The sequence below is a fragment of the Bacillus sp. MMSF_3353 genome, from assembly GCF_030733445.1.
Taxonomy (GTDB): domain Bacteria; phylum Bacillota; class Bacilli; order Bacillales; family Bacillaceae_G; genus Bacillus_A; species Bacillus_A wiedmannii.
The window spans coordinates 185209-208598 of record NZ_JASHJA010000006.1 but is presented as its reverse complement, the minus strand read 5'-3'; the positions used below and the strand labels follow the sequence as shown (position 1 = coordinate 208598).

Genomic DNA, 23390 nt, shown 5'->3' with positions numbered 1-23390 from the left:
AAAAATCTCCCCTTCAATCTTATGTGAACAACTGTAAAGCTTTGTATGCAAAATGGATAGAATATCCTACTAAAATAATACCGGCTCCGGCTGTTATATAGCCAAGTGCTTTTTGCTTTAATAAAGTTCTGCCAAAATGGACAGAAAAAGCAATATTTAAATTCCATAAAATAATGCCAACGATAATACAAAGACTGTATAAAAAGGCTTCTTGTTTCGTTACCTTCGTAAGCAATGAGCTAAGTGTACTTCCGTATATACCAAACCAAAAAACAAGATTTAATGGATTGGATATCGCAATTAAAAAACCTGCCATAAACGATTGTTTAAGGCCACCTACCTCTTCCTTTTTATATTCCATATTCGAGTGGGAAATTCCTTGTTTTACACTTTGAAATCCTAAATAAAATAATAAGAAAAACCCTGTGCAATACATAAAAGCTTGTACATATGTATACATAAACACAGAAGATAAACCGAAATAAATGAGAAGCATAAACAAAATATCTGCAGTCATTCCACCAATTCCAACAACCCATGCATGCCAAAAACCTCGTTCAATTCCTCGTTTTAACATTTCAATATTAATCGGACCTACTGGCGCAGCTAATGAAATACCTAATACAATTTGTTGTATAATCGCTCCAAACATCGCTCTATCCTTTCTACTTCCTTTACTATTAAGTAATGATGTAATGATTAAAAATAGACTAGCTTTCATCAAAATATTTACTACTAAAATACCCTTTTTTATCCAAAATATGCAAAAGAGCCATCTGGATGATGGCTCTTACTTTTCTAACTTATGAAGAAAAGGACATTTTCCTTTTATCGGCTCTACATCGTCTCCTATGAAGTATTGTTTCCATTCGCGATGATCTGGATCACCATAATGACTAATGTTAGGGTGTTTCGGCAGCTGATCCCACTTTTCAACTCGATCTCGGACCGTTTGTCTTGAATATGCTCCTTTAGGGCGATCCCCTTCTAATCCATCAAAGATGGTACGCGGTTGAAATCCAATAACGAGAGAATTTCCTAAATGCCTAGTTTTTCGTTGTTTATAAGCTGGCGCATTTCCAAATGCGAATATCGGTTCACCACCAAATGAAAATTCCCATAAGTAATGGTCTGGGTCTTCAGGAATTTGCTTCGGCCATGTTTGGTCATCGTTTTCATGTAAATATTGTAGTACTTTCCAAAAGTAATCACGATAATATTCCAGTGATTGTTCCTCACATTCCGGTTCCACAAAAAGAAAGAATCCTCTTCTTACAATTGGGCGCTCTTTCATTAACTCTAAAAAAGATAACATTGTATGTGGCAAATGACTCCAATCATTATGAGAGAGAAATGAATAACGAAGTTCATTCTTTTTCAAAGCTGTTAAGCCGAAATAACATGGGAAAGTTGGTTCTAGCACGACACTCGAAAAATTTTGAAATTCTTTTGCAACCCAATTTGGTATGTCAGTTCTCGTTCTCATTCCTTCATTATCTAATAAATAAGACTCGTTCATTCTTTCTTTCACCTCATTATGTATAGCATTCAATTAAGAATATTACATACTCGGCCTGTCCTATACCTATTTAAAATTCGGCTGAAAAATTATTTAAAAATACAAAAAAATAAAACCGCTTACTTGACTAATTTCTACCAATTCGTGTATATTTAAATTAATCATTTAGCAGAATATTCAAGATTATAGCATTTTTAGTTTATATTATCTTTCAAATGAATTTCACTAAATGAAAAAAGCAAATGTTTTTAGGAGGAATTGTAACATGCAAGGAAAAGTAAAATGGTTTAACAACGAAAAAGGTTTTGGATTTATCGAAATGGAAGGCGCTGACGATGTATTCGTACATTTCTCTGCTATTCAAGGTGACGGCTACAAAGCTTTAGAAGAAGGTCAAGAAGTATCTTTCGATATCACTGAAGGAAACCGCGGACCTCAAGCTGCTAACGTAGTAAAACTTTAATCCAACATATAACAGGAGGTTACCTTACTTGGTAACCTCCTTTGTTATTCCTTTGTATATTTCCGTTTTACAGAGCAAAAACTATGTGAAATGCGCAATATACAAAGGAGGAAGTAATAATGGGATCAGAAGTAAATGATTTTGAAGAAGTAAAATTCCGTGTAGAAACAGCACAAAAAATGGTAGGGTCAGCGACAATTTCAATGGATCCAGATACATTAGAGCATGCGACTACTGCTGTAGAAGCCGCTCGCTCTCAGCTTGAAATTATGAAATCTGTTGCGACAGATTTAGATGAGCCATTTTTAATGAATGAGGAAAAGAAATTAAGTAAATGCGAGCATCAATTAAATGAAGCAAGACACTAAAAAACATCCAGAGAATTTTCTCTGGATGTTTTTCATGATAACTGTTCCCCATACTTTTTCAATGTTTCTCCAACTGTACATTGTCGTATACAAAATGAATGAGCGTAATACTTACTATTTGTCTTTCGATTATGTTCTCGCAAGAAACATCCTTCACAATACGTTTCTAATAAGTCATTTACCTCTGTAATGAGTTGCTTTTTATCCACCTTTGCACCTCTCTATTCGGTTATTTCTTTATGACTATCAATGACTGTTCCTTCTAATGCTTGCGTAGCTAATTGATGCGCTTCTTTATTTTGTTTTCTAGATATCGGCTCACATACAAGTTTTAATTTCATTTGCTTCGCTTTTTGTTCAATTTGATCTAAGTAATGATTTAAATGCTCATCATAACAAGGCCATTCTCCAGCCAATTGCTGCAGTACAACTTGAGAATCGCCGCGAAGTGTAACTGCTTCATACTTAATTCCGAATTCCTCGAGTATATTCATGCCATATAGTAATGATGCATATTCCGCTTCATTATTATCATATATACCTTCTATATATGCATTACGGCGAATTCGGTATTTTGTATTTCCTTTTTTATAGTATACACATATACCTACTCCAGCTTCTTTCGTCTGTACATCATAACCGCCATCAAAATAAACGAGGATTTCTTGGGGCTCTTCCTCCACTTGTTTACTCAGCTTTTTCATTTCCTTTAATGACCATTCTGCATCCATTTCATCATAAAATGATAGTTCTTTCACTCTTCCTGTTTTCTCGAAATCCTCTGCAAATTGCAATACATCGTCTATGTTCATATAATCTGTCGTTAATTTCGTCTGCAATCCGCTCTTTGTTTTATACAACCAATGAATTTTATATTTCATACTAGATTCCCCTTATATAAGACTTCTTATATGTAGTCAGCTAATGAAAGCCTCACTTTATTTTATTATATTGTATCAAGAGTCACAGCATTATATTCAATATGATTACATACAAAAAGAGCTATCCCTATAGGAATAGCTCTTTCATCTATTGCATAAATCTTTCAAATTGTACTCGTTTATTAATCCAGTACATTACAGGCATACCAATTGCCATGACAACAAATTCACCGATGGCACATGTTAACCAAGTCAACATAAATGGTAAATCAAATGCAAGATGAAGCTCAATTGCAATCATAAACATTGTAATTGTAAAAATAACTGTATTAAAAATCATACGAGCCCAAACACCTTTAATAAATCGCATAGAAATAATCGTTGCAACTAATGCAAGAATAGATTGCCCTACTCCAAATACTAAATCGTAAGCGATCATAGGTGAGAAAAAGAGATTTGTTAAAAATACACCTAATACAATTCCGTAAATTGCTTTCTTATTAAATACAACAAGATGATTAAACATCTCTGAAATACGAAACTGTACACTCGTAAAGCCAAATGGCTGAATAAGCATAGAAACAGCAATATATAATGCCGCTAAAATACCATTACCGACTAATGTTCTTATATTCATGACAAAATCTCCTTAGTTTTTTTACGTGGGATGGTTTCGAACCACGTTATTCGTTTTTTAAGCAACAAGAATACATTCTACGCAATACACACTCTCTCGTCAATAGATTCCTATCATTAACTACCTTTTTTCTTTTAGACAACGTATAATAAAACATATGAAAGTTTTAGGAGGTTTCACTTCATGACAGCAACAATTCAAAATGAAAAAGTGGTCGTTTCCATTTCTGACAAAGGTGCAGAATTACAAAGCGTTCGCTTAAAAGAAGATAACACTGAATACTTATGGCAAGGCGATTCTTCTTATTGGGGGCGCCGCGCACCAATTTTATTCCCAATTGTCGGCCGATTAGTAGATAATACATACTACGTAGATAGTAAACCATATTCTTTAACACAACACGGCTTTGCTCGTGATCTTACATTCTCTGTACAAGAACAAAGTGAAACGAAAATCACTTATATTGTAACTAGTAATGAAGAAACATTAAAAAAATACCCATACCAATTCGAATTACTCGTTTCTTATGAGCTAGACGGACAAATCGTTCATGTAACATATGAAGTAAATAACCCTACTTCAAAAGAGATGTTCTTCTCAATCGGAGCACATCCTGGTTTCAACTTCCCCTTATTAGAGGGCGAATCATTTACAGATTATCATTTATCATTTAATGGTTCTGAACGCTTAGAAACAAGCGTATTAGAAGGACCTTACCTTTCAAGTAAAAAACAATTAATCGCTGAAAATACGAATGAATTACCACTTACATACGATTTATTCAAAAATGATGCGCTTATTTTTGAAAATATGAATACGGATGAAATCTCTATTCGTTCTCATAAACATAATAAATTTGTAAAAGTAGAATTTGATGGCTTCCCATTTGTTGGCGTATGGACACCAGGTGAGAACGCACCTTTCTTATGTATTGAACCTTGGTACGGTATTGCTGATGAAGTAAATCCAGCAAAAGATTTCAAGGAAAAAAAAGGAATTCAATCTTTACAAGCGAATGAAACATTTACATGTCGTTATAGTATTACAATCGGCTAAGTTACTCTATCCCCTACTTCAAAGAAACATATAAGTAGGGGATCATCTTATAATTTGGAGGTTTCTCATTTTGATTGAAGTATATATTGATGGTGCATCAAAAGGAAATCCTGGTCCTTCTGGTGCTGGAGTGTTTATTAAAGGGGTGCAACCAGCTGTACAATTATCATTGCCCCTTGGGACAATGTCCAATCATGAAGCAGAATACCACGCTTTACTTGCGGCATTAAAATATTGCACGGAGCATAATTATAACATTGTCTCTTTTCGTACAGATTCGCAACTTGTCGAGCGAGCTGTCGAAAAAGAATACGCAAAAAATAAAATGTTTGCACCACTATTAGAAGAAGCATTACAGTACATAAAAAGTTTCGATCTCTTTTTTATTAAGTGGATTCCAAGTAGTCAAAATAAAGTTGCTGATGAGTTAGCTAGAAAAGCTATCTTACAAAATTAACGGGGGTATGAGTGTGAAAAAAGATTGGGTTGCTCCTCTTGCTTTATTATTTGTCTCTTTTATTTGGGGAGCTACATTTGTTGTCGTTCAAAATGCTATGTCTTTCGTTGGTCCATTTACTTTTAATGGTATTCGCTTTTTATTCGCTGGAATTATTTTATTATTCGTTCAAATGATTTTCTCAAAAAAATCTTCAAAACAAGATATAAAACAGAGTAGTCTCGCTGGATTAATCGTTGGATTTTTTTTATGCGTTGGCTATGTATTACAAACATTCGGCTTACTTTATACAACTTCTTCAAAAGCTGGTTTCTTAACAGGTCTTAGTATCGTTATGGTACCAATTTTGTCTTTTATCTTTTTAAAACAAAAAGCTACCATTTTTATCGTAATGGGCATTGCTGTAGCAACAGCAGGTTTATACTTATTAACTGCTGGTGATTCTTTTCAATTAAACATTGGAGATATACTCGTTCTCGGTTGCGCAGTTGCTTTCGCTGCCCATATTCTTGTTAACGGCTTCTTCTCTAAGAAAATATCACCTTTATTATTAAGCACGTCGCAAGTATTAGCTGTCGGTATGTTTTCTTCTATTTGCGCCTTTTTGTTTGAAGATTGGGAAAAATTATTTTCAGTAGCACTATGGACGAATTCTTCCTTTTTATTCGCTCTATTTCTAACTTCCCTATTTGCGACATCCATTGCTTTTTTTATTCAAACATCAGCACAAAAACATACGTCTCCAACGAGAGTAGCAATTATTTTCGCAATGGAGCCTGTTTTTGCTGCATTAACAGGCGTTCTCGTTGCAAACGAACAACTTTCTATTTCCGCTATTATCGGATGCCTATGTATTTTCCTAGGCATGGTTTTTGTTGAATTACCTTCCAAAACAAAAAAAGAAGCGCAGGCTGCGTGAAGTTACGCTTGTAACTTCCGCATAAAAGCCTTAGCGCTTTTTTTATCTGTAATTTCTTCTTCTTTCAAACGTTCTAATAACGCAACAAAATAACTCCCATCAAACTGTAATTGATGTTTAATTGTCGCTTCTATTGCTGCGTTCACAATTCCATCAGATGCACCAGTATATCCTTGTCCAAACATAATAAACCCTTGTGCTTCCTCTGATAGTTTAAATCCTTTCGTATGTAAGAATGAAAGATAATCTTCTACTGTTTGCATGATATTCCCACCTACTCAAAAATTCTCCATCTCCTATCATACATGTTTTTACACGCTATGAGAATGAAATTTCTTTGACAACTTTGTAAATCTATCGTCTACTGCATAGACAATAAAGGATTTCCTTGCAATATGAATGAATATGTATAGTGGAACTTATTTCATATTAAAGGGGAGACACGATGAAACAAGCACTATTAATTATCGATGCGCAGCAAGAATTAATGGATGGGAATGAACAAGAAAAAGAAGTTTTTCGCAAAAAAGAGTTATTATCTACACTAAATACAGCCGTACAAAAAGCAATACATGCAAATGCCCTTATTGTTTTCGTAAGAGATATCGATGTTGCTTCTGGTAGCGGAGAAGGATTTGAAGTACATAATGAAATCAAAGTACCTCAGTCTGCAATCCTTATTAATAAAGCAGCAACAAACGCATTCTATGGCACTTCTCTACTTGAACTTTTAAAAGAAGAAAAAATTAATCATATCGTTATCGGTGGATGTAAAACAGAACATTGCATCGACACCGCAGTTAGAACAGCTACTGTACAAGGATTTGATGTTACATTAATTAAAAACGGTCATTCCACAACTGATTCTAACGTGTTATCTGCAGAACAAATTATTGAGCACCATACTAAAGTTCTACACGGTCATTATAATGTGGATCATTTTTCTATGGTGAGAGATATCGAGGAAGACCTCTTCCAACCAACTCACGACCAATATCGTGATTAATAAAAAAGAATCCTTCATTTAGAAGGATTCTTTTTTATCCAAAAATTTGCGCTGCAATACTGTATAGTTCCCCATTTCTTTTCAAAAATTGATCACTATTTCTCATCATAATTGGAGGTGTATTAACCTTTTGAAAACCAGTAATCTCTAATTCTTTCATGAAACCTTTCTTTCCTTCTGATACATCAATTCTTAATTTACCATGATGCTCTCTTGCTAAATCATGCACAATTCTCATTGCCATCGCATCATTTTTCGCAACGACTGGACCTATTATTTTATTTTCTGGTGTTTGTATACTTAAACCGTAACCTAATACATTTTGGTTGTTGTCCTTTACAACGATGCACTGTTCACTTTGTATAATTCTTTTCGTTAAAAATGCTTTTCTATTTGTTCCAAACGCATTTTCATCTAATTTTATTATTTTTTCTAAATCACACTCTTCATAATTCATCATATAATCTTCATTTCCTACACAATAATCATTCACATTGTACGAGTTACATATGTATTTAGAAACATAGCTTACTGCCCTAAATCCTAGTTTTTCATATAACGGCTTTCCTTCATCCGTAGCAATAAGCATAATTGGAGTTTGAGCCGATACGCTCTTAATGCATGAATTCGTTATCGCCTTTCCAATCCCATTCCCCTCATATTTCGGATGTACAATGACCATTCCGATAGACGCTAATTTCTCCCCATATAATATAATTGCCGCGCTAGCAATAAGTTCCTTTCTCTTATTCCACACACCGTATATAATACCTGAATCAAAAATAGTCTCAATTTCTTCTTTATTATAATCCCACCCAATATAAGAAGATAATGCTACAATATCGCCTATTTGTTCGTCCCTAAGACGCTCCACCTTAATTTCCAATTCAAGCATACTTCATCCCCTTCTCTAGACATTTAAATCATTATTATTAAATCAACTTGTACATGTTTCCCTTTATTTGTCACACACATATCCTATTTTGACCAAGACTATATTATAAATGAGGTGACAACATGCCCATTACGAATCGATTTTCTACCACCACTAACGGCGCACTCGCGATTACAGGTAATACTTTAGGCTTAAGTAAAATTAGTAATCAAAACCGGGCTGGTACAATCGGGGCAATTGGTGCATTTATAACTATAAATACCGCTTTACAAGTACCGAGTTTTCCTGCTGGTACAACATTAAGTTATACACAAAATAGTTCTACCGCTATTTTAAATATCCCTGCTGGTAGTACTATTCTTTACGCAGAACTCGTTTGGGGTGGAAACTACTTATCTCGTGATCAAAACATTACGAGTGTATTAGGAAACCCGGTTTCTTTTACAACACCTGTTTCAACATACTCGATTACCCCTTCAGCTGTTACAGCTTCAAATCAAACATTCGTTTCCGGATCTGTCACATTTGGATTTTATACACGTTCCGCAGATGTAACATCCCTCGTTCAAGCTGGAGGATCTGGCTCTTATACAACCGGTTCTGTCCCTGGACTTGTTGATCCTTTAGATGCTTCTAACGGAGCTATCAATTCTTCTGGATGGACGCTCATTGTCGCTTATCAAAACGGTTCCTTACCCGCAAGAAATTTAACAATTTACGTAGCTGGTAACCGTGTTTCTGTAGAAACTGGTAGTGCAGATGTATCTGTCTCAGGGTTTTTAACACCTGCCGGAGGACCTGTAAGCGGGAGATTATTTATAAGTTCTACTGAAGGGGATGCTGATTTAACTGGGGATCAAGCATTATTTGGACCAAATTTCAGTTCATTAAATGCATTATCCGGGCCAAATAATGCTGTAAATAATTTCTTCGGTTCTCAAGTGAATAATGCTGCTGGAAATTTAGATACAACTGGGACATTTGGAACACGAAATCAAAGTGCTTCTACAAGTACAAATATCTCCGCAGGAAGGCAAGGCTGGGACATTACTTCTATTGATATTTCTCCTTATTTAACAAATTCCCAAGTATCCGCCGCGATCCGTTTAACAACTAACGGAGATGCATATATGTTAAATACAGTCGGATTACAAATTAATATAAACTCGCCTAACATACAAGCAACGAAAAGCGTGAATAAAAGCGTCGCAGCAATTGGAGATGTTCTCACTTATACCGTTACTATCCCTAATACCGGGCTTCTTCCTGCCAATAACGTTATTTTTATAGACAGTCTTCCTAACGGCACTTCCTTTATACCTGGCACTGTAACAGTAGATAGCATACCACAAACAAATGCAAACCCGGCTGCTGGTATATCTCTTGGAACCATTAATAATAACGCTTCTCGTACAGTAACTTTCCAAGCAACTGTCGTTTCCCTTCCAAATCAGAATCCAATTTCTAACACTGCGAATATTACATTTCAATATACACCAATTGCCGGTGGAACAACTTTTAACGGTCTTGCAACAAGCAACTCTGCAGGAACACAAATTAATCTTGCAGATATTAATGGTACAAAATCAGTTAACAAACTTTTTACTGATTTTGGAGAAACGTTAACATACAGTATTGCCTTAGCTAATATAGGAAATATCGCGGCAACGAACGTTATATATACGGATCCGATTCCTAGCGGGACAACTTTCATTCCAGGGAGTGTAACTGTTAACGGCGTTACTCAAGCTGGAGCGAATCCCGCTAATGGTATATTCATTGGAACCATTGCTGCTAATTCTACGACTACTGTTTCATTTCAAGTATTCGTTCCTTCTATCCCGCAAACAAATCCAATATTAAATAGTGGCACAACAACATATCAATACATTCCTGTACCAAATCAGCCAGCAGTAAGCGGGACTGATACGACCAATATCGTATCTACTCAAGTGAATAACGCTACTGTCACAATGACGAAAGCGGTAGATAAAAATTTTGCAGATATTGGTGATACACTAACGTACACTGTTTCCTTTACAGGTACAGGTAATACTAATGCGAATAACGTTATTTTTACAGATATCATTCCTACTGGAACAACTTTTGTTCTCAACAGTTTAACAATAGATGGAACGACACAAGTTGGAGCAAATCCTGCTAACGGTGTAAATGTAGGATCCATCCCAACTGGCACAACAAAAAATGTTTCGTTTCAAGTAGTAGTAAACACAATACCCGCGTCAAATGTCGTTTCTAATGGATCAAGCGCTTCTTATCAATATACCGTCAATCCTAGCCAATCACCCGTTACAAAAAATATCTCTTCTAATCTTGTTTCCACTCAAATTAACAACGCGAATTTAACATTAACAAAATCAACAAACAAACAATTTGCTACAATTGGCGAAACGATAAGTTATACAATCCTCATTACAAACAGTGGAAATACAGCCGCAACTAACGTGCAACTAACAGATCCACTTCCAAATGGAACGATATTGACTCCTGGTACTGTAACACTAAATGGAGTTTTGCAAAATGGAAATTCTCTCGTCGCTTTACCTATCGGAACAATTCCTGGCGGAGCTACTTTTACTCTTTCTTTCCAAGTAACAGTTATTAATATTACCGCCCAAAATCCTATCATTAATAATGCTTTCGCTTCTTATCTATATACTGTTAATCCAAGTCTGCCACCAACTTCAAAAACAGCAAATTCTAATTCTGTTACATCAACAATTAGACTAGCAAACCTTCAAGCTACGAAGTCTGTAGATAAAACATTTGCGGAAGTTGGAGATGTATTAACTTATACCTTTGCTCTTACAAACGATGGAAATGTTGCGGCGAACAATGTAGTACTATCCGATTCAATTGCGAATGGTACTGCCTTTGTACCAAACAGTGTTACAATTAACAATGTTGCTCAGCCAGGTGTTACACCAGCTAGCATCAATATTGGTAGCATCAATGCAAATACTACAATTACAGCTTCATTCCAAGTATTAATAACTAGCATCCCAAATCCAAATCCTATTTCAAATAGCGCTTCTATTTCCTATAACTTTATCGTGGATCCAAACGCTTCACCTGTAAGTAAGAACACTACTTCAACCACTACATTTATTCAAGTAAACGATGCAAATGTCATTTCAGCAAAAACAGTGGATCGGGCATTTGCTACTGTTGGGGATGTATTAACTTATACTATTCTTTTAACGAATGCAGGAAGTGTTACTGCTGATAGCCCTACTTTCGTTGATACGAATCCAGACGGTACTACCTTTATTCCAAACACTTTCCTTATTAATAGTGTACTCCAAAATAACGCTGATCCAAACGCCGGTGTTCCGTTACCTTCCATTCCTGCTAACGGTGAAATTACTGTTTCTTATCAAGTAACCGTCACTGCTTTACCTACACAAAATCCAACAACAAATTCATCTAGTACACAGTATAGCTTTATTCTAAATCCAGGCGATCCACCAACTATAGAAACCTCTTTAAGTAACACTGTAAGCACACAAATTAATTTAGCAAATGTAGTTATTGTCAAACAGGTAGATTTAACTATTGCTGATGTTGGGCAACCAATCACATATACAATTGCCTTAGCGAACCTTGGGAATACTCCAGCGAATAATGTAGTTGTTACCGACATACTCCCTCCTGGTACGACTCTTGTACCAAATAGTATTTTTATAGGCGGCGCTTTACAGCTAGGTGCTGATCCAAGTGTTGGTCTTCAAGTTGGAACAATTCCCGCAGGTGGAATTACAACCATTGTTTTTCAAATTAGTGCAAATAGTTTACCTTCACCAAATCCAGTTCAAAATAGTGCTGCACTACAATATAGCTTTATCGCAGATCCAAATTTACCTGCTGTTGTTAGAAATGCCACTAGCAATATCGTAACGACACAAATTAACACCGCAAATCTTGTTGCTACGAAACTAACAAGTACAAATTTCGCTGATGTTGGCGATGTCATAACTTATGCAACAATTTTAACGAATAACGGCAATATCCCTGCCACTAATGTAACGTTTACAGATATCATTCCAGATGGTACCATCTTTCTTCCTAATACTGTAACGATTAACGGTGTCCCTATAGCAAATGCAAATCCTGCTAACGGCATTTTGATCGGTACGATTGGGGCAAATTCATCACGTACCGTTTCATTCCAAGTTTTTGTACCAACTATTCCTGCTGTAAATCCAATTACGAATCAATCAGGCACTACATTCCAATACACGTACGATCCATCCAAACCAGCCATCATGCAGATGGTTACTTCTAACATTGTACAGACAACTATTAATAACGCTACGATTACCTCTGCAAAATCTGCTGATAAACAGTTTGCGAACGTAAATGATATTATTACGTATACGACTACTTTAACAAATAACGGGAACACACTTGCATCAAGTATAGTATTTACAGATACCATTCCAAGCGGGACATCTTTTATTCCAAATAGCGTAACAGTAAATGGTACTACACTCTCTAATGCAAATCCTGCTAATGGCATAGCAATTGATCCGATAAATCCCAATACAAATACAACAATCTCATTTCAAGTAATCATAAACTCTATCCCTAGTCCGAATCCAATTCCGAACCAAAGTAACACAACATACCAATATGTCGTAAATCCTAACTTACCTCCAGCATCCGCCAATGTGTTAAGTAACTTAATAACAACTCAAATTAACAATGCTACGATTATCGCTACAAAATCAGTGAACACACCGACTGCTGCAATTGGAGATATCGTTACCTATACGATTGCAGTTACGAACACAGGAAATATTCCCGCTAGTGCAACTGTTTTAACGGATGGACTTGGCGCAGGGGCTTCATTTATCCAGAATTCTGTAACTATTAATAATGTTCCACAGCCAGGATTAGATCCATCACTTGGTATTCACTTAGCAGATATTCCTCCCGGAGATACTATATTCATTACTTTTCAAGCACAAATTTTAGCGATACCACCTAGTGGCACATTAACAAATAATGCTCTTGTAAATTATGAATATAACGTGAATCCAAACCAATCACCTGCTGTTGGTAGTACAATTACGAATACGACGGTTACTCCAATTATTGATGCTACTCTATCTATAAATAAAACTGTCAATTCAACATTCGCTACTATTGGAGATACACTCACTTTCACTTCTACCATTATTAATTCCGGGAACACTACCGCAAACAATGTTATTTTTACAGATTTACTGCCAGATGGTACGACATTTACCCCAAATAGTTTTACAGTAAATGGAATAACTATTCCTAATACAAATCCACAAAACGGTATCAATATCGGGAACATAAATTCAAATGCATCAGTTATACTCAGCTTTCAAGTAAACATTACAACAATCCCAAATCCTAATCCAATTCCTAACAAATCATCGCTTCAATATAGCTTTATTGTTGATATAAATGAACCGCCTGTTTCACGAACCGTTCAATCCAATAAAACTTTTACTCAAGTAAATACTGCCTCCGTTATTGCAACAAAAACTGCAAGCAGTACATTTGCTGCTGTTGGAGATACAATTACGTATACAACTACTCTCACTAATAGCGGAAATACTACCGCAAACACACCTGTTTTTATCGATATATTACCACCTGAACTTTCATTCGTTCCTGATAGCTTACAAATTAATACCATCCCACAACTTGGATTTAGACCAGATAGCGGGATTTCTTTAGACCCCATTCCAGTTGGAGGAACAACAACAATTAGCTTTCAAGCTATCGTTGGCTCAATACCAGCTACAAATCCTACGTTGAATCAATCCAGTACGACATATTCTATCATTGTGGATCCTACCCAGCCGCCAGTGACAGAAACAGCTACAAGTAATCCAACTTTAGTGCAAATTAACGAAGCAATTATTCAAGCAACAAAAAGTGTCGATCGTCTATTTTCTGACATCGCACCCGGAAATTCATTTTTAACTTATACAGTTTTATTGGATAATATAGGAAACACAACTGCTACTAATATCACTTTTACAGATCCGATTCCAAATAATACAGTATTTATAGAAGATAGCGTTCGAGTAGGTGGGGTTTTATTACCTGGAGTAAATCCGGCGAACGGGATACCAATTGGGGATATTATTGCAGGAGATTTTATAAACGTCACCTTTCGTGTGCAAGTAGTTAGCATCCCAAATCCTATTTTTACAATCGGACCTGGGGGACCAAACTCACCCGTTGTAAACGGAGCTTCTATTAATTATCAATTTATGACAGGGCCTAATTTACCACTCGTTTCACGAAGTACAACATCTAATCCGGTTTCAACACAAATAAATTCCGGAGAAATTTTGGCAATTAAATCTGTAGATAAAACTTTTGCAAAGATCGGGGATACACTTTCCTATACAATTTCATTAAGCAACCCTGGAAATGTCACTTCACAAAATATACTTTTCACGGATATTTTGCCTGATGGATCGACATTTATATCTGGTACTCTTGTAAATGATTCTGGTGCTCAGCAAATTGGAAACCCCGCTAACGGAATTCAAGTTGGAAATATAAATCCTGGCAGTACGATTGCTATTACGATAAACGTACTTGTAACAAACATTCCAAGTATAAATCCAATTTCAAATTTTAGTTCTGTACAGTATTCACATGTGGTCGATCCTAGCCAACCTGCCGTATCACAAACGAATATATCTAATACTGTTTCGACAACTATTAATAGTGCTATATTAACTACTACAAAAAGTGCTGATAAATCCATTCTTTCTGTCGGAGATACGATTACGTATACAACTACTATTACAAATACAGGAAATACTGCAGCAACGAATATTACTTTCACAAGCGCTATTCCAGCCAACACTACATTTATACCAAATTCGGTCACAATCAATGGTATGCAGCAACTTGGTGCACGGCCAGCACTTGGAGTCAATATACCCAATATCGCTCCTGGCGAAACAGTAACCGTTACTTTCCAAGTAACTGTTATTTCTATTCCCCCTTCAAGTTCAATTATGGATAACGATACAATTTTATACTCTTATACCGTTGATCCAAGCGCAGCTCCTGTTACTACTTCTACTTCAACGAACAGCGTTACAAACCCTGTACTAGATGCTATGATAACGATGATTAAATCAGTTGATCAAACACTTGTAACACTAGGTGATACTATTACCTATACGACACTTTTAACGAATAGTGGGAATACAAATGCTACGAATATTACGTTCACTGACCTTATTCCAGACGGTACAACGTTCGTTTTGGATAGTGTCACAATAAATGGCATCACACAAATTGGTCTTAATCCTAATACAGGTATTACAATTGGATCAATTGCTCCTAACAGCTCAATAGCAATAGCATTTCAAGTTACCGCTACTTCTACTCCTGTTCAAAATCCTATTGCCAATTCGGCTAGTGCTTCTTACACATTTATCACTGACCCTAATGCCCCTATTGTTTCAAGGAATGTTACTTCAAACACAGTGTTCACTACAATTAACACAGCTATCATTCTTTCATTAAAACAAGTCGATAAATCCTTTAGTCGTATTGGAGACACACTCACCTATACTGTTGCTTTAACAAACAATGGAAATTCATCCGTACAAAATGTTATTTTCTCAGATACAATGCCGAGCGGAACTACATTTATTGTAAACTCATTTTCTATTAACGGGGTTCCTCAAAGTGGTGCGGACCCATCGAACGGTGTAAATATTGGGCCTATAACAGCTGGGTCTACAGTAAATGTTTCATTCCAAGTAAACGTGGACTCATTACCAACTGAAAATACAATTGTAAACTTCTCATCGACATCGTACCAATTAGTCTCACCGCCTGATCCAGAAACTTCAATTAGTAATCCTGTTTCAACACAAATTAAAGAAGCTATATTATCCATGACGAAAAATGAAAGTGTCTCCTTTGCAGATATCGGGCAAACTGTTTTTTATACTACGTCTATTTCGAATATAGGAAATACAGATGCAACTAATATTGTATTTGCAGATGCATTACCAAGTGGACTCACATTTGTTCCTAACACATTAACTGTTGATGGTGTTTTACAACCTGACGCGAATCCAAATACAGGTGTATTACTTGCAACACTTCCACCAAATGAAATATATAGTATCGTATTTCAAGTTACGGTTAACAGCATCCCACCTATTAACCCTGCACCAAATATAGCATCAACGACGTATGAGTTTAGTGTTGATCCAGGTAATCCGCCGGTATCGAATACAGCTAGCTCCAACACTACACTTCTTCAAATAAACAACGCAAATATTATTAGCACAAAAACAGCAAATCTTACTTTTGCAGATGTTGGTAATACAATAACATTTACACTTAACCTTCCTAATACCGGGAATGTTGCTGCTACTGATGTAACTATTATCGATATTCTTGATAGCAATTTAAGTTTCATTCCAAATAGTTTCACAGTTAATGGGCAAACCATTCCAAGCGCTGATTTGTCTACTGGTGTAAACATAGGTTCAATTAATGGTGGTAATACGGCAATCGTTACATTCCAAGCAACTGTTACTACACTTCCAACACTTAATCCAATTTCTAATTTTGCTTCTACCACATATCATTATGTCGTTGATCCTAGCCAGTCACCTATTACAACTTCCAATCAATCCAATACAACGACAACACAAATTAATAGCGCTATCCTTACTGCACAAAAAAATTCAAATGCGGAAACAGTAGATATCGGGCAAGATATTGTATACTCAGTTACGATTACAAATAGCGGCAATGTTAGTGCGACGAATGTTATTTTTACCGACCTAATTCCAGACGGAACTTCCTTTGAACCGAATAGTTTTACACTTAACGGAACTACCATCCCAAATGCAGATATCATTACAGGCGTTCCAATTGGTGATATCGCGCCAAACGAATCTGTCATCGTAGCATTTCATATTAATGCCAATGAAATTCCACCTATAAATCCAATTACCAATCAAGCTAGCGCTAGCTTCCAGCATATCGTTAATCCGGCTAATCCACCTGTTTCAAAAAATATTACTTCTAATAGCGTTACAACAAAAATTGAAAGTGCTATTTTAAACACTATTAAAATAGGAGATAAAGCTTTTGCAACGATCGGTGATACGATTACGTATACAACCACTATTACGAATACAGGAAATATCTCTGCTAACAATGTTGTTTTCTCAGACCCTATACCGACATGGACACAATTTGTTGCAGGATCAGTCATTGTTGATGGCACTTCATTACCATCCGCTTCTATCATTGACGGTGTTGGCATAAATACAATAACTCCCAATCAAATCGTAATAATTATGTTCCAAGTGCAAATCATAAGCAACCCAACAACGTTCACACCTGAACTCCAAAACTTAGGATTTGTGAACTTCCAATATAACGTAGGAAATGCATTACAACCTCAGCCTGGCAATGTGGAAACGAACGTCTTCGTTACTTCTATTAATTCAGCAATACTTTCAGCCGTAAAAACTGCTAATACAGCCTTTGCAAATATCGAAGACACGATCACTTATACAGTTTTGATTCAAAATAGCGGCAATACAAACGCTACGAATGTAAATTTCTCAGACCTCATTCCAGCAGGAACGACCTTTGTTGAAAATAGTTTTACTGTAAATGGAAGTACCATTCCAGGTGCAAATCCAAATAATGGAGTGAATATCGGAACCGTTAACGCGGGTAGTTCCTTAACTGCTACTTTCCAAGTCATAGTTACATCTACTCCACCTTCGAATCCAATTACAAACGTTGCATCTATTCAATACGAATTTATAGTTGATCCGGCCTCTCCTCCTGTTACCGGCACAATAAATTCTAATAGTGCTTCCACACAAATTAATAACGCGACTGTTACAACTGTTTTAGAAGCAAATCGTACAATCGTATCTACCTTAGATATCATTACGTATACAGCAACATTAACGAATACTGGAAACTTCCCTGCAAATTCTGTATTACTCATTAACGGAGTTCCTGAAGGGGCATTATTTGTTCCAAATAGTGTCACGCTTAACGGGATTTCACTTCCAGATGCAAGTCCAACTCTCGGTATTCCAGTTGGTATTATCGCACCAGGTGATTCTGCTACTATTACGTTCCAATTTCTTGCAAGTTCTATTCCACCACAAGGAGCGATTATAAATCAAGCACTTACAAGTTACACTTATATTGTCGACCCAAGTCAACCTCCAGTTACAGCAACATCTTCATCTAATACGGTAAATATAGCTGTCGTTGATGCATCGCTATCTGTAATTAAAAATACAGATTCTCTCGTACAATCTACTGACGGTACAATCACTTACACGGTAGTCGTTCAAAATAACGGAAATACAACTGCAAATACAGTTACTTTAACAGATTTGGTCCCAGAAGGAACTGCATTTATTCCAAATAGCGTAACCATAAATGGCGTTTCAGCTCCGGGTGCTGATCCAAACGTAGGAATCTCCTTAAACGCCATTGCACCTTCAGAAATCGTCACCGTCACATTCCAAGTTATCGTTCAATCCATTCCAAACGTGAATCCAATTTCTAATATAGCCCGTATTGACTATACTTTTATCGCCGATCCAACTGCTCCTATCATCTCTCGAACAATTACGTCTAATCCAGCTTTCACACAAATTTCGGATGCGAATGTTCTTTCTTTAAAAGCTGTCAATGCACAACAAGCAACAACCGGTGACATTTTGACCTATACGATAACGCTAGAAAATACCGGAAATATTCCAGCTACTAATCTCATATTTTCAGATACGATTCCAGAAGGGACTACATTCGTAGAAAATAGTTTTACACTTAACGGAACAGCTATACTTGGTGCAAATCCAAATGCAGGTGTTACTTTGCCTAACCTAGTAGCAAACCTTATTTCGTTCCAAATTCTTATTAACGATTCATTCTCGCAACAATCGATTACAAATCAATCTAATACAACATATACAATTCAACCAGACCCAGGACAACCGCCTATTACCGAAACATCTACAAGTAATATTGTCATTACAAATTTCGTGCAAGCACAATTGACAGTTACAAAAACGTCCAATCCAATAACTGTAGATATTGGCGGAACTATACTTTATATTTCTGAAGTGAAAAATATCGGCAACGTTGACGCAATAAATATTATTTTTACAGATTCTATTCCAGCTGGGACTACATTCGTTCCCGACAGTGTCACAATTAACGGTGTACTTCAGCCAGGTGTAAATCCAGAAAACGGAATACCAATTGGAACGATTACACCAAACAGTTCCAAAACAATACTATTTCAAGTACAAACAAATAATCCACCAACTGCAACCGAAATTGTAAATCAATCATCTGTAAATTATCAATATGTAAGTATTCCTACAGCTCCACCAGTGAATCGCTCTGCAAATTCTAATATCGTTACAACATCACTTCAAAATGCAAACATTATTTCTGTTAAACAGGCGGATGTTACTTTCGTAGCCATCGGGCAAAATATTACCTACACAAATACAATACAAAATATAGGAACTGTTCCAGCTAACAATACGGTGTTCATTGACAACTTTCCAGAAGGTACTATATTCATTGAAGATAGCTTATCAATAAATAATGTGATTCAGCCTGGTGCAAATCCTCAAAATGGAATAACTCTCGGCACGATACAACAAAATGAAACAGTCACTATTTCATTTCAAGTACAACTTACAAATATACCAGAGGGCAACACTGTCATTAACATTTCAGACACTTCGTATGAATACCAAATTGACCCTAGTTCTCCGATTGTTCAGCGTAGATCATTATCAAATGCAGTAAATACTGAAGTGCGGACGGCAAATGTTAGTGCAATTAAATCTGCTAACAGATCTATTACACGTATCGGTCAAATCATCACATATACAGTCGCAGTTACAAACGCTGGTACAGTACCTATTACAAATACTATCCTAATTGACGCAATTGCTGCTGGCACTACATTCGTTCCAAATAGCATCCTTGTAGACGGCATACCAAGACCTAACGAAAATCCAATTACCGGTATCAATCTTGGTATTATCCTTCCAAATAATACGATTATTGTTACGTTCCAAGTAAATGTAGTCTCTATACCTGCACAAAATACTATTAATAATATCGCTGTTATACACTATGAATATAAACCAGAACAAAGCGCACCACCAATTTCAGAAACAACCTCTTCCAATACTACAAATATACAATTTATTGATGTGATTCTTATCGCTACAAAATCTGCTAATAAAGTATTAGCTAATATTGATGACACCATTGAATATACAGTATTCATTCAAAATAACGGATCTACTACAACTAACTCCATCTTTTTTACAGATACTATAGAAGATGGAACAGTATTTATTCCGGGAAGTGTAACAGTTAACAACACTGTACTTCCTGCAGCAGATCCGAATATCGGCTTTTTCATTCCTAATATTGCGTCAGGGCAAGCGACTACAATAACGTTACAAGTTTCCGTTACGAATTTGCCAGCTTTAAATCCAACGCCTAATACTGCAAACATCGTCTACGACTTTATTTTCAATCCTGACTTTGCACCAATTCAAAAATCTACTACTTCCAATACTACTTTCGTCCAAATTAATGATGCTGATATCGTTTCACTGAAAACTGTTGATTTAACTTCTGTAACGATTGGTGACATTTTAACTTATACAACAACTTTAACGAATATAGGAAATGCAGATGCTACTACTGTTGTATTTACAGACAATATACCTGACGGAACAACCTTTATAGAAGGTAGCGTTTTAGTAAATAATATTCCTCAGCTTAACGCGAATCCAAGTACTGGTATACTTGTAGGAACGATTGCTCCTAACGTTTCTATCCCAGTCACATTTTCCGTTACTGTGGTAGCTCTTCCAGCTAGTGGTCGTATTCAAAATCAATCAACTTCTCGTTATACAATTAATAACGAAGAACAAATATCGACTAGTAATATTACTATCACCGAAGTTATTTCTGCTCATGTAATTGCAACAAAAACAACACCTATCCAATACGCTGACCTACAAACGATTATCCCTTACACAATTTCCATCACGAACAATGGGAATATACAAGTTGAAAACATTATCGTTACAGATATTATTCCGGCGAATACGAGCTTTATAGATAATAGTGTTATTGTGAATGGAAACGCCCGTCCAAGTGACAATCCACTTAACGGGATACGAATTGATAACATTCCGCCTAATACGACAGCAACTATTCTATTTCAAGTACGGGTTACTTCGATTCCGCAAACAAATCCAATCTCTAACACGAGTACAATCGAATACCAATACACCATACCAAACCAGCCGCCTATTACCGAAACTATCATTTCATCAGCTGCCGTAACAGAAATTCATCACGCAAATTTAAATAGTAATAAAGCTGTTGACCTTGCATTTGCAACAGTCGGTGACACGTTAACGTATACGATTACACTCAATCAAACTGGTAATGTTGCAGCGAATAATGTAACCATTCAAGATATGATTCCTCAAGGTACTGCATTTATAGAAAATAGCGTCATTGTAAACGGAGAAGCCCTTCCGGAAGTTAATCCAGTAAGTGGTATACCAATTGATACTATAACTGTCGGCGGAAACGCTGTCGCTTCATTCCAAGTAACCGTGACTTCTATCCCAACACCAAATGAATTGACGAACCAAGCCATTACTACTTTTAACTATATAGTCAATCCAAATAATTTACCTGTTACAAACACGACTACAACAAATACCGTCACAACAACTGTCCAAAATGATAATGTCGTTGCCATAAAGTCTGTTAATGCTTCGAATGCTTTACCTAGTCAAACTGTAACGTATACAATTACGATTACGAATAGTGGTAATGTAACGATTGAAGATATTATTGCCATAGACACCGCACCAGTAGATACAACCTTCGTTACAGGCAGCGTTACGATTAACGGAATCAATCAGCCTAATGAAAATCCTGAAAACGGTATTACATTAGGAAGCCTTACTCCTAATGAATCTACTATCATTACTTTCCAAGTAACAATATCTCCTACAACTCTTCAACCAGCAATTAATAACGATGCTTCTGTTTCCTATACTGTTACCATTGACCCGAATGAACCACCTATTACAATTACAAAGCAAACAAATGTCGTTACAACAACAGTAGTTGATCCTATGGTTCGTATTAACAAAACAGCCGACACATCTATTGCCGTTATAGGTGATATGATTACATTCACATTAGAGGTATTGAACCATTCCCCGATTCCTACGATAAGTACTTCTATTTTAGATATCATTCCAACTGGTACAACATTTATAGAAAACAGCGTAACCATTAACGGCACTCCTGTTCTAAATGTCCGTCCAGACACTGGTATGAATATCGGTGCTTTACCAGCTGGCTCCGTAGCAAAGATAGCATTTAAAGTTCTCGTCACGTCTATCCCTTCAAACAGCACAATTATCAATTCTGCTTCCGTCACAGCCGCCTTCCAATTGACACCACAGGACCCAATTATTACTTTCATTGACAATTCAAATATCGTTCGTATACCAGTTCAATTTATAACTGCAACAGTAGTGAAAGATGCTTCCGTCAGCTCAGCTTATTTAAACCAATATTTTGATTATACGATGCGTATTACGAATACTTCTGATATTTCACTTTCAAATGTTTCGTTACAAGATACCATTCCAGCAGGTTTACAATTTATGAACGGTACTGTCTTTATTAACAGCGAACGCTCTCCACTAGCGAATCCGAATATCGGTTTCCTAGTCGCTACTAATTTGGAACCAAACGAAACAATTATCGTATTATTCACAGTACAAGTGATAAGTCCACCTGTTAATAATGAATTTAAAAATACGGCGGATATTTCTTTACAACTTCAAGTCTCGCCTACCGATCCACCAATTACAGTAACCGTTACAAGCAACGAAAACATCGTCACTTTTATTCCAAAAAATCCTGATGAAACACTTCCAAATTTCAATTGTTTCTTTGACGGCGAACGTTTTATACGCATTACTCCTCGAAATATACGAAATTACTTTTGGACTTGGATTTGGTGGCGTTAATTTAAACAAAAAGAGATTGTAGTTTGGTTGAAACCAAATTACA

At 36.2% G+C, this 23390-nt stretch carries 14 protein-coding genes and 1 riboswitch; of the genes, 7 read left to right on the top strand and 7 right to left on the bottom strand.

The genetic code is table 11. The features are described from left to right. Positions 1-19: 19 nt before the first annotated feature. Together RBB48_RS16485 and RBB48_RS16480 are read right to left on the bottom strand one after the other, a co-directional pair. Positions 20-652: a LysE family transporter gene (locus RBB48_RS16485; protein ID WP_000466560.1), complete on the bottom strand. Its 633-nt coding sequence runs from the start codon at positions 650-652 to the stop codon at positions 20-22. 138 nt (positions 653-790) lie between these two features. Then, the gene (locus tag RBB48_RS16480; protein WP_001005942.1) at positions 791-1519 is read right to left on the bottom strand and encodes a YqcI/YcgG family protein; all 729 of its coding nucleotides are present in this window, start codon (positions 1517-1519) and stop codon (positions 791-793) included. Between the two features lie 265 nt (positions 1520-1784). Between RBB48_RS16480 and cspB the strand changes: the two genes are divergently transcribed. Continuing rightward, positions 1785-1982 carry a cold shock-like protein CspB gene (cspB, locus tag RBB48_RS16475; protein WP_001161731.1) on the top strand — a complete coding sequence of 66 codons (198 nt, stop codon included), beginning with the start codon at positions 1785-1787 and terminating at the stop codon, positions 1980-1982. A 119-nt stretch (positions 1983-2101) separates the two neighbouring features. Next, positions 2102-2350 carry a DUF2564 family protein gene (locus RBB48_RS16470; protein ID WP_000534395.1) on the top strand — a complete coding sequence of 83 codons (249 nt, stop codon included), beginning with the start codon at positions 2102-2104 and terminating at the stop codon, positions 2348-2350. A gap of 32 nt (positions 2351-2382) precedes the next feature. Here the strand turns inward: RBB48_RS16470 and RBB48_RS16465 are convergent, their stop codons facing one another. The 3 genes from RBB48_RS16465 to RBB48_RS16455 all read right to left on the bottom strand — a co-directional run bounded on the left by RBB48_RS16465 (position 2383) and on the right by RBB48_RS16455 (position 3868). Next, entirely contained in the window at positions 2383-2559 is a 177-nt protein-coding gene (locus RBB48_RS16465; RefSeq protein WP_000358801.1) for a zinc-finger domain-containing protein, read from the bottom strand. A gap of 12 nt (positions 2560-2571) precedes the next feature. Further along, a complete protein-coding gene (locus RBB48_RS16460; RefSeq protein ID WP_088062750.1) occupies positions 2572-3231 on the bottom strand; it encodes a ribonuclease H family protein in 660 nt (219 codons plus the stop codon). A 148-nt stretch (positions 3232-3379) separates the two neighbouring features. After that, on the bottom strand, positions 3380-3868 hold the full coding sequence (locus tag RBB48_RS16455; RefSeq protein WP_001026482.1) for a QueT transporter family protein: 489 nt from the start codon (positions 3866-3868) through the stop codon (positions 3380-3382). A gap of 6 nt (positions 3869-3874) precedes the next feature. Further along, a riboswitch (PreQ1 riboswitch) is annotated at positions 3875-3919 on the bottom strand. A gap of 132 nt (positions 3920-4051) precedes the next feature. Between RBB48_RS16455 and RBB48_RS16450 the strand changes: the two genes are divergently transcribed. The 3 genes from RBB48_RS16450 to RBB48_RS16440 all read left to right on the top strand — a co-directional run bounded on the left by RBB48_RS16450 (position 4052) and on the right by RBB48_RS16440 (position 6300). Beyond that, positions 4052-4924, top strand: a complete 873-nt coding sequence (locus RBB48_RS16450) for an aldose 1-epimerase family protein (protein WP_088062749.1) — start codon at positions 4052-4054, stop codon at positions 4922-4924. A 70-nt stretch (positions 4925-4994) separates the two neighbouring features. Continuing rightward, a complete protein-coding gene (locus RBB48_RS16445) occupies positions 4995-5381 on the top strand; it encodes a reverse transcriptase-like protein (RefSeq protein ID WP_000573873.1) in 387 nt (128 codons plus the stop codon). A 13-nt stretch (positions 5382-5394) separates the two neighbouring features. Further along, positions 5395-6300 (top strand): DMT family transporter, encoded by a 906-nt coding sequence (locus tag RBB48_RS16440; protein WP_048543452.1) that lies wholly within the window; start codon positions 5395-5397, stop codon positions 6298-6300. A 2-nt stretch (positions 6301-6302) separates the two neighbouring features. On the opposite strand, the gene RBB48_RS16435 is transcribed toward RBB48_RS16440, so the two are convergent. Beyond that, on the bottom strand, positions 6303-6563 hold the full coding sequence (locus tag RBB48_RS16435; RefSeq protein ID WP_001195212.1) for a DUF6123 family protein: 261 nt from the start codon (positions 6561-6563) through the stop codon (positions 6303-6305). A 182-nt stretch (positions 6564-6745) separates the two neighbouring features. Between RBB48_RS16435 and RBB48_RS16430 the strand changes: the two genes are divergently transcribed. Then, positions 6746-7306 (top strand): cysteine hydrolase family protein, encoded by a 561-nt coding sequence (locus tag RBB48_RS16430; RefSeq protein WP_088062747.1) that lies wholly within the window; start codon positions 6746-6748, stop codon positions 7304-7306. 34 nt (positions 7307-7340) lie between these two features. On the opposite strand, the gene RBB48_RS16425 is transcribed toward RBB48_RS16430, so the two are convergent. After that, a complete protein-coding gene (locus RBB48_RS16425) occupies positions 7341-8201 on the bottom strand; it encodes a GNAT family N-acetyltransferase (protein WP_088062746.1) in 861 nt (286 codons plus the stop codon). A 122-nt stretch (positions 8202-8323) separates the two neighbouring features. Here RBB48_RS16425 and RBB48_RS16420 point away from each other — a divergent pair, with 122 nt between their 5' ends. Next, positions 8324-23347, top strand: coding sequence for a DUF7507 domain-containing protein (locus tag RBB48_RS16420; protein ID WP_306007856.1), 15024 nt, complete (start codon positions 8324-8326; stop codon positions 23345-23347). Positions 23348-23390 lie beyond the last annotated feature (43 nt).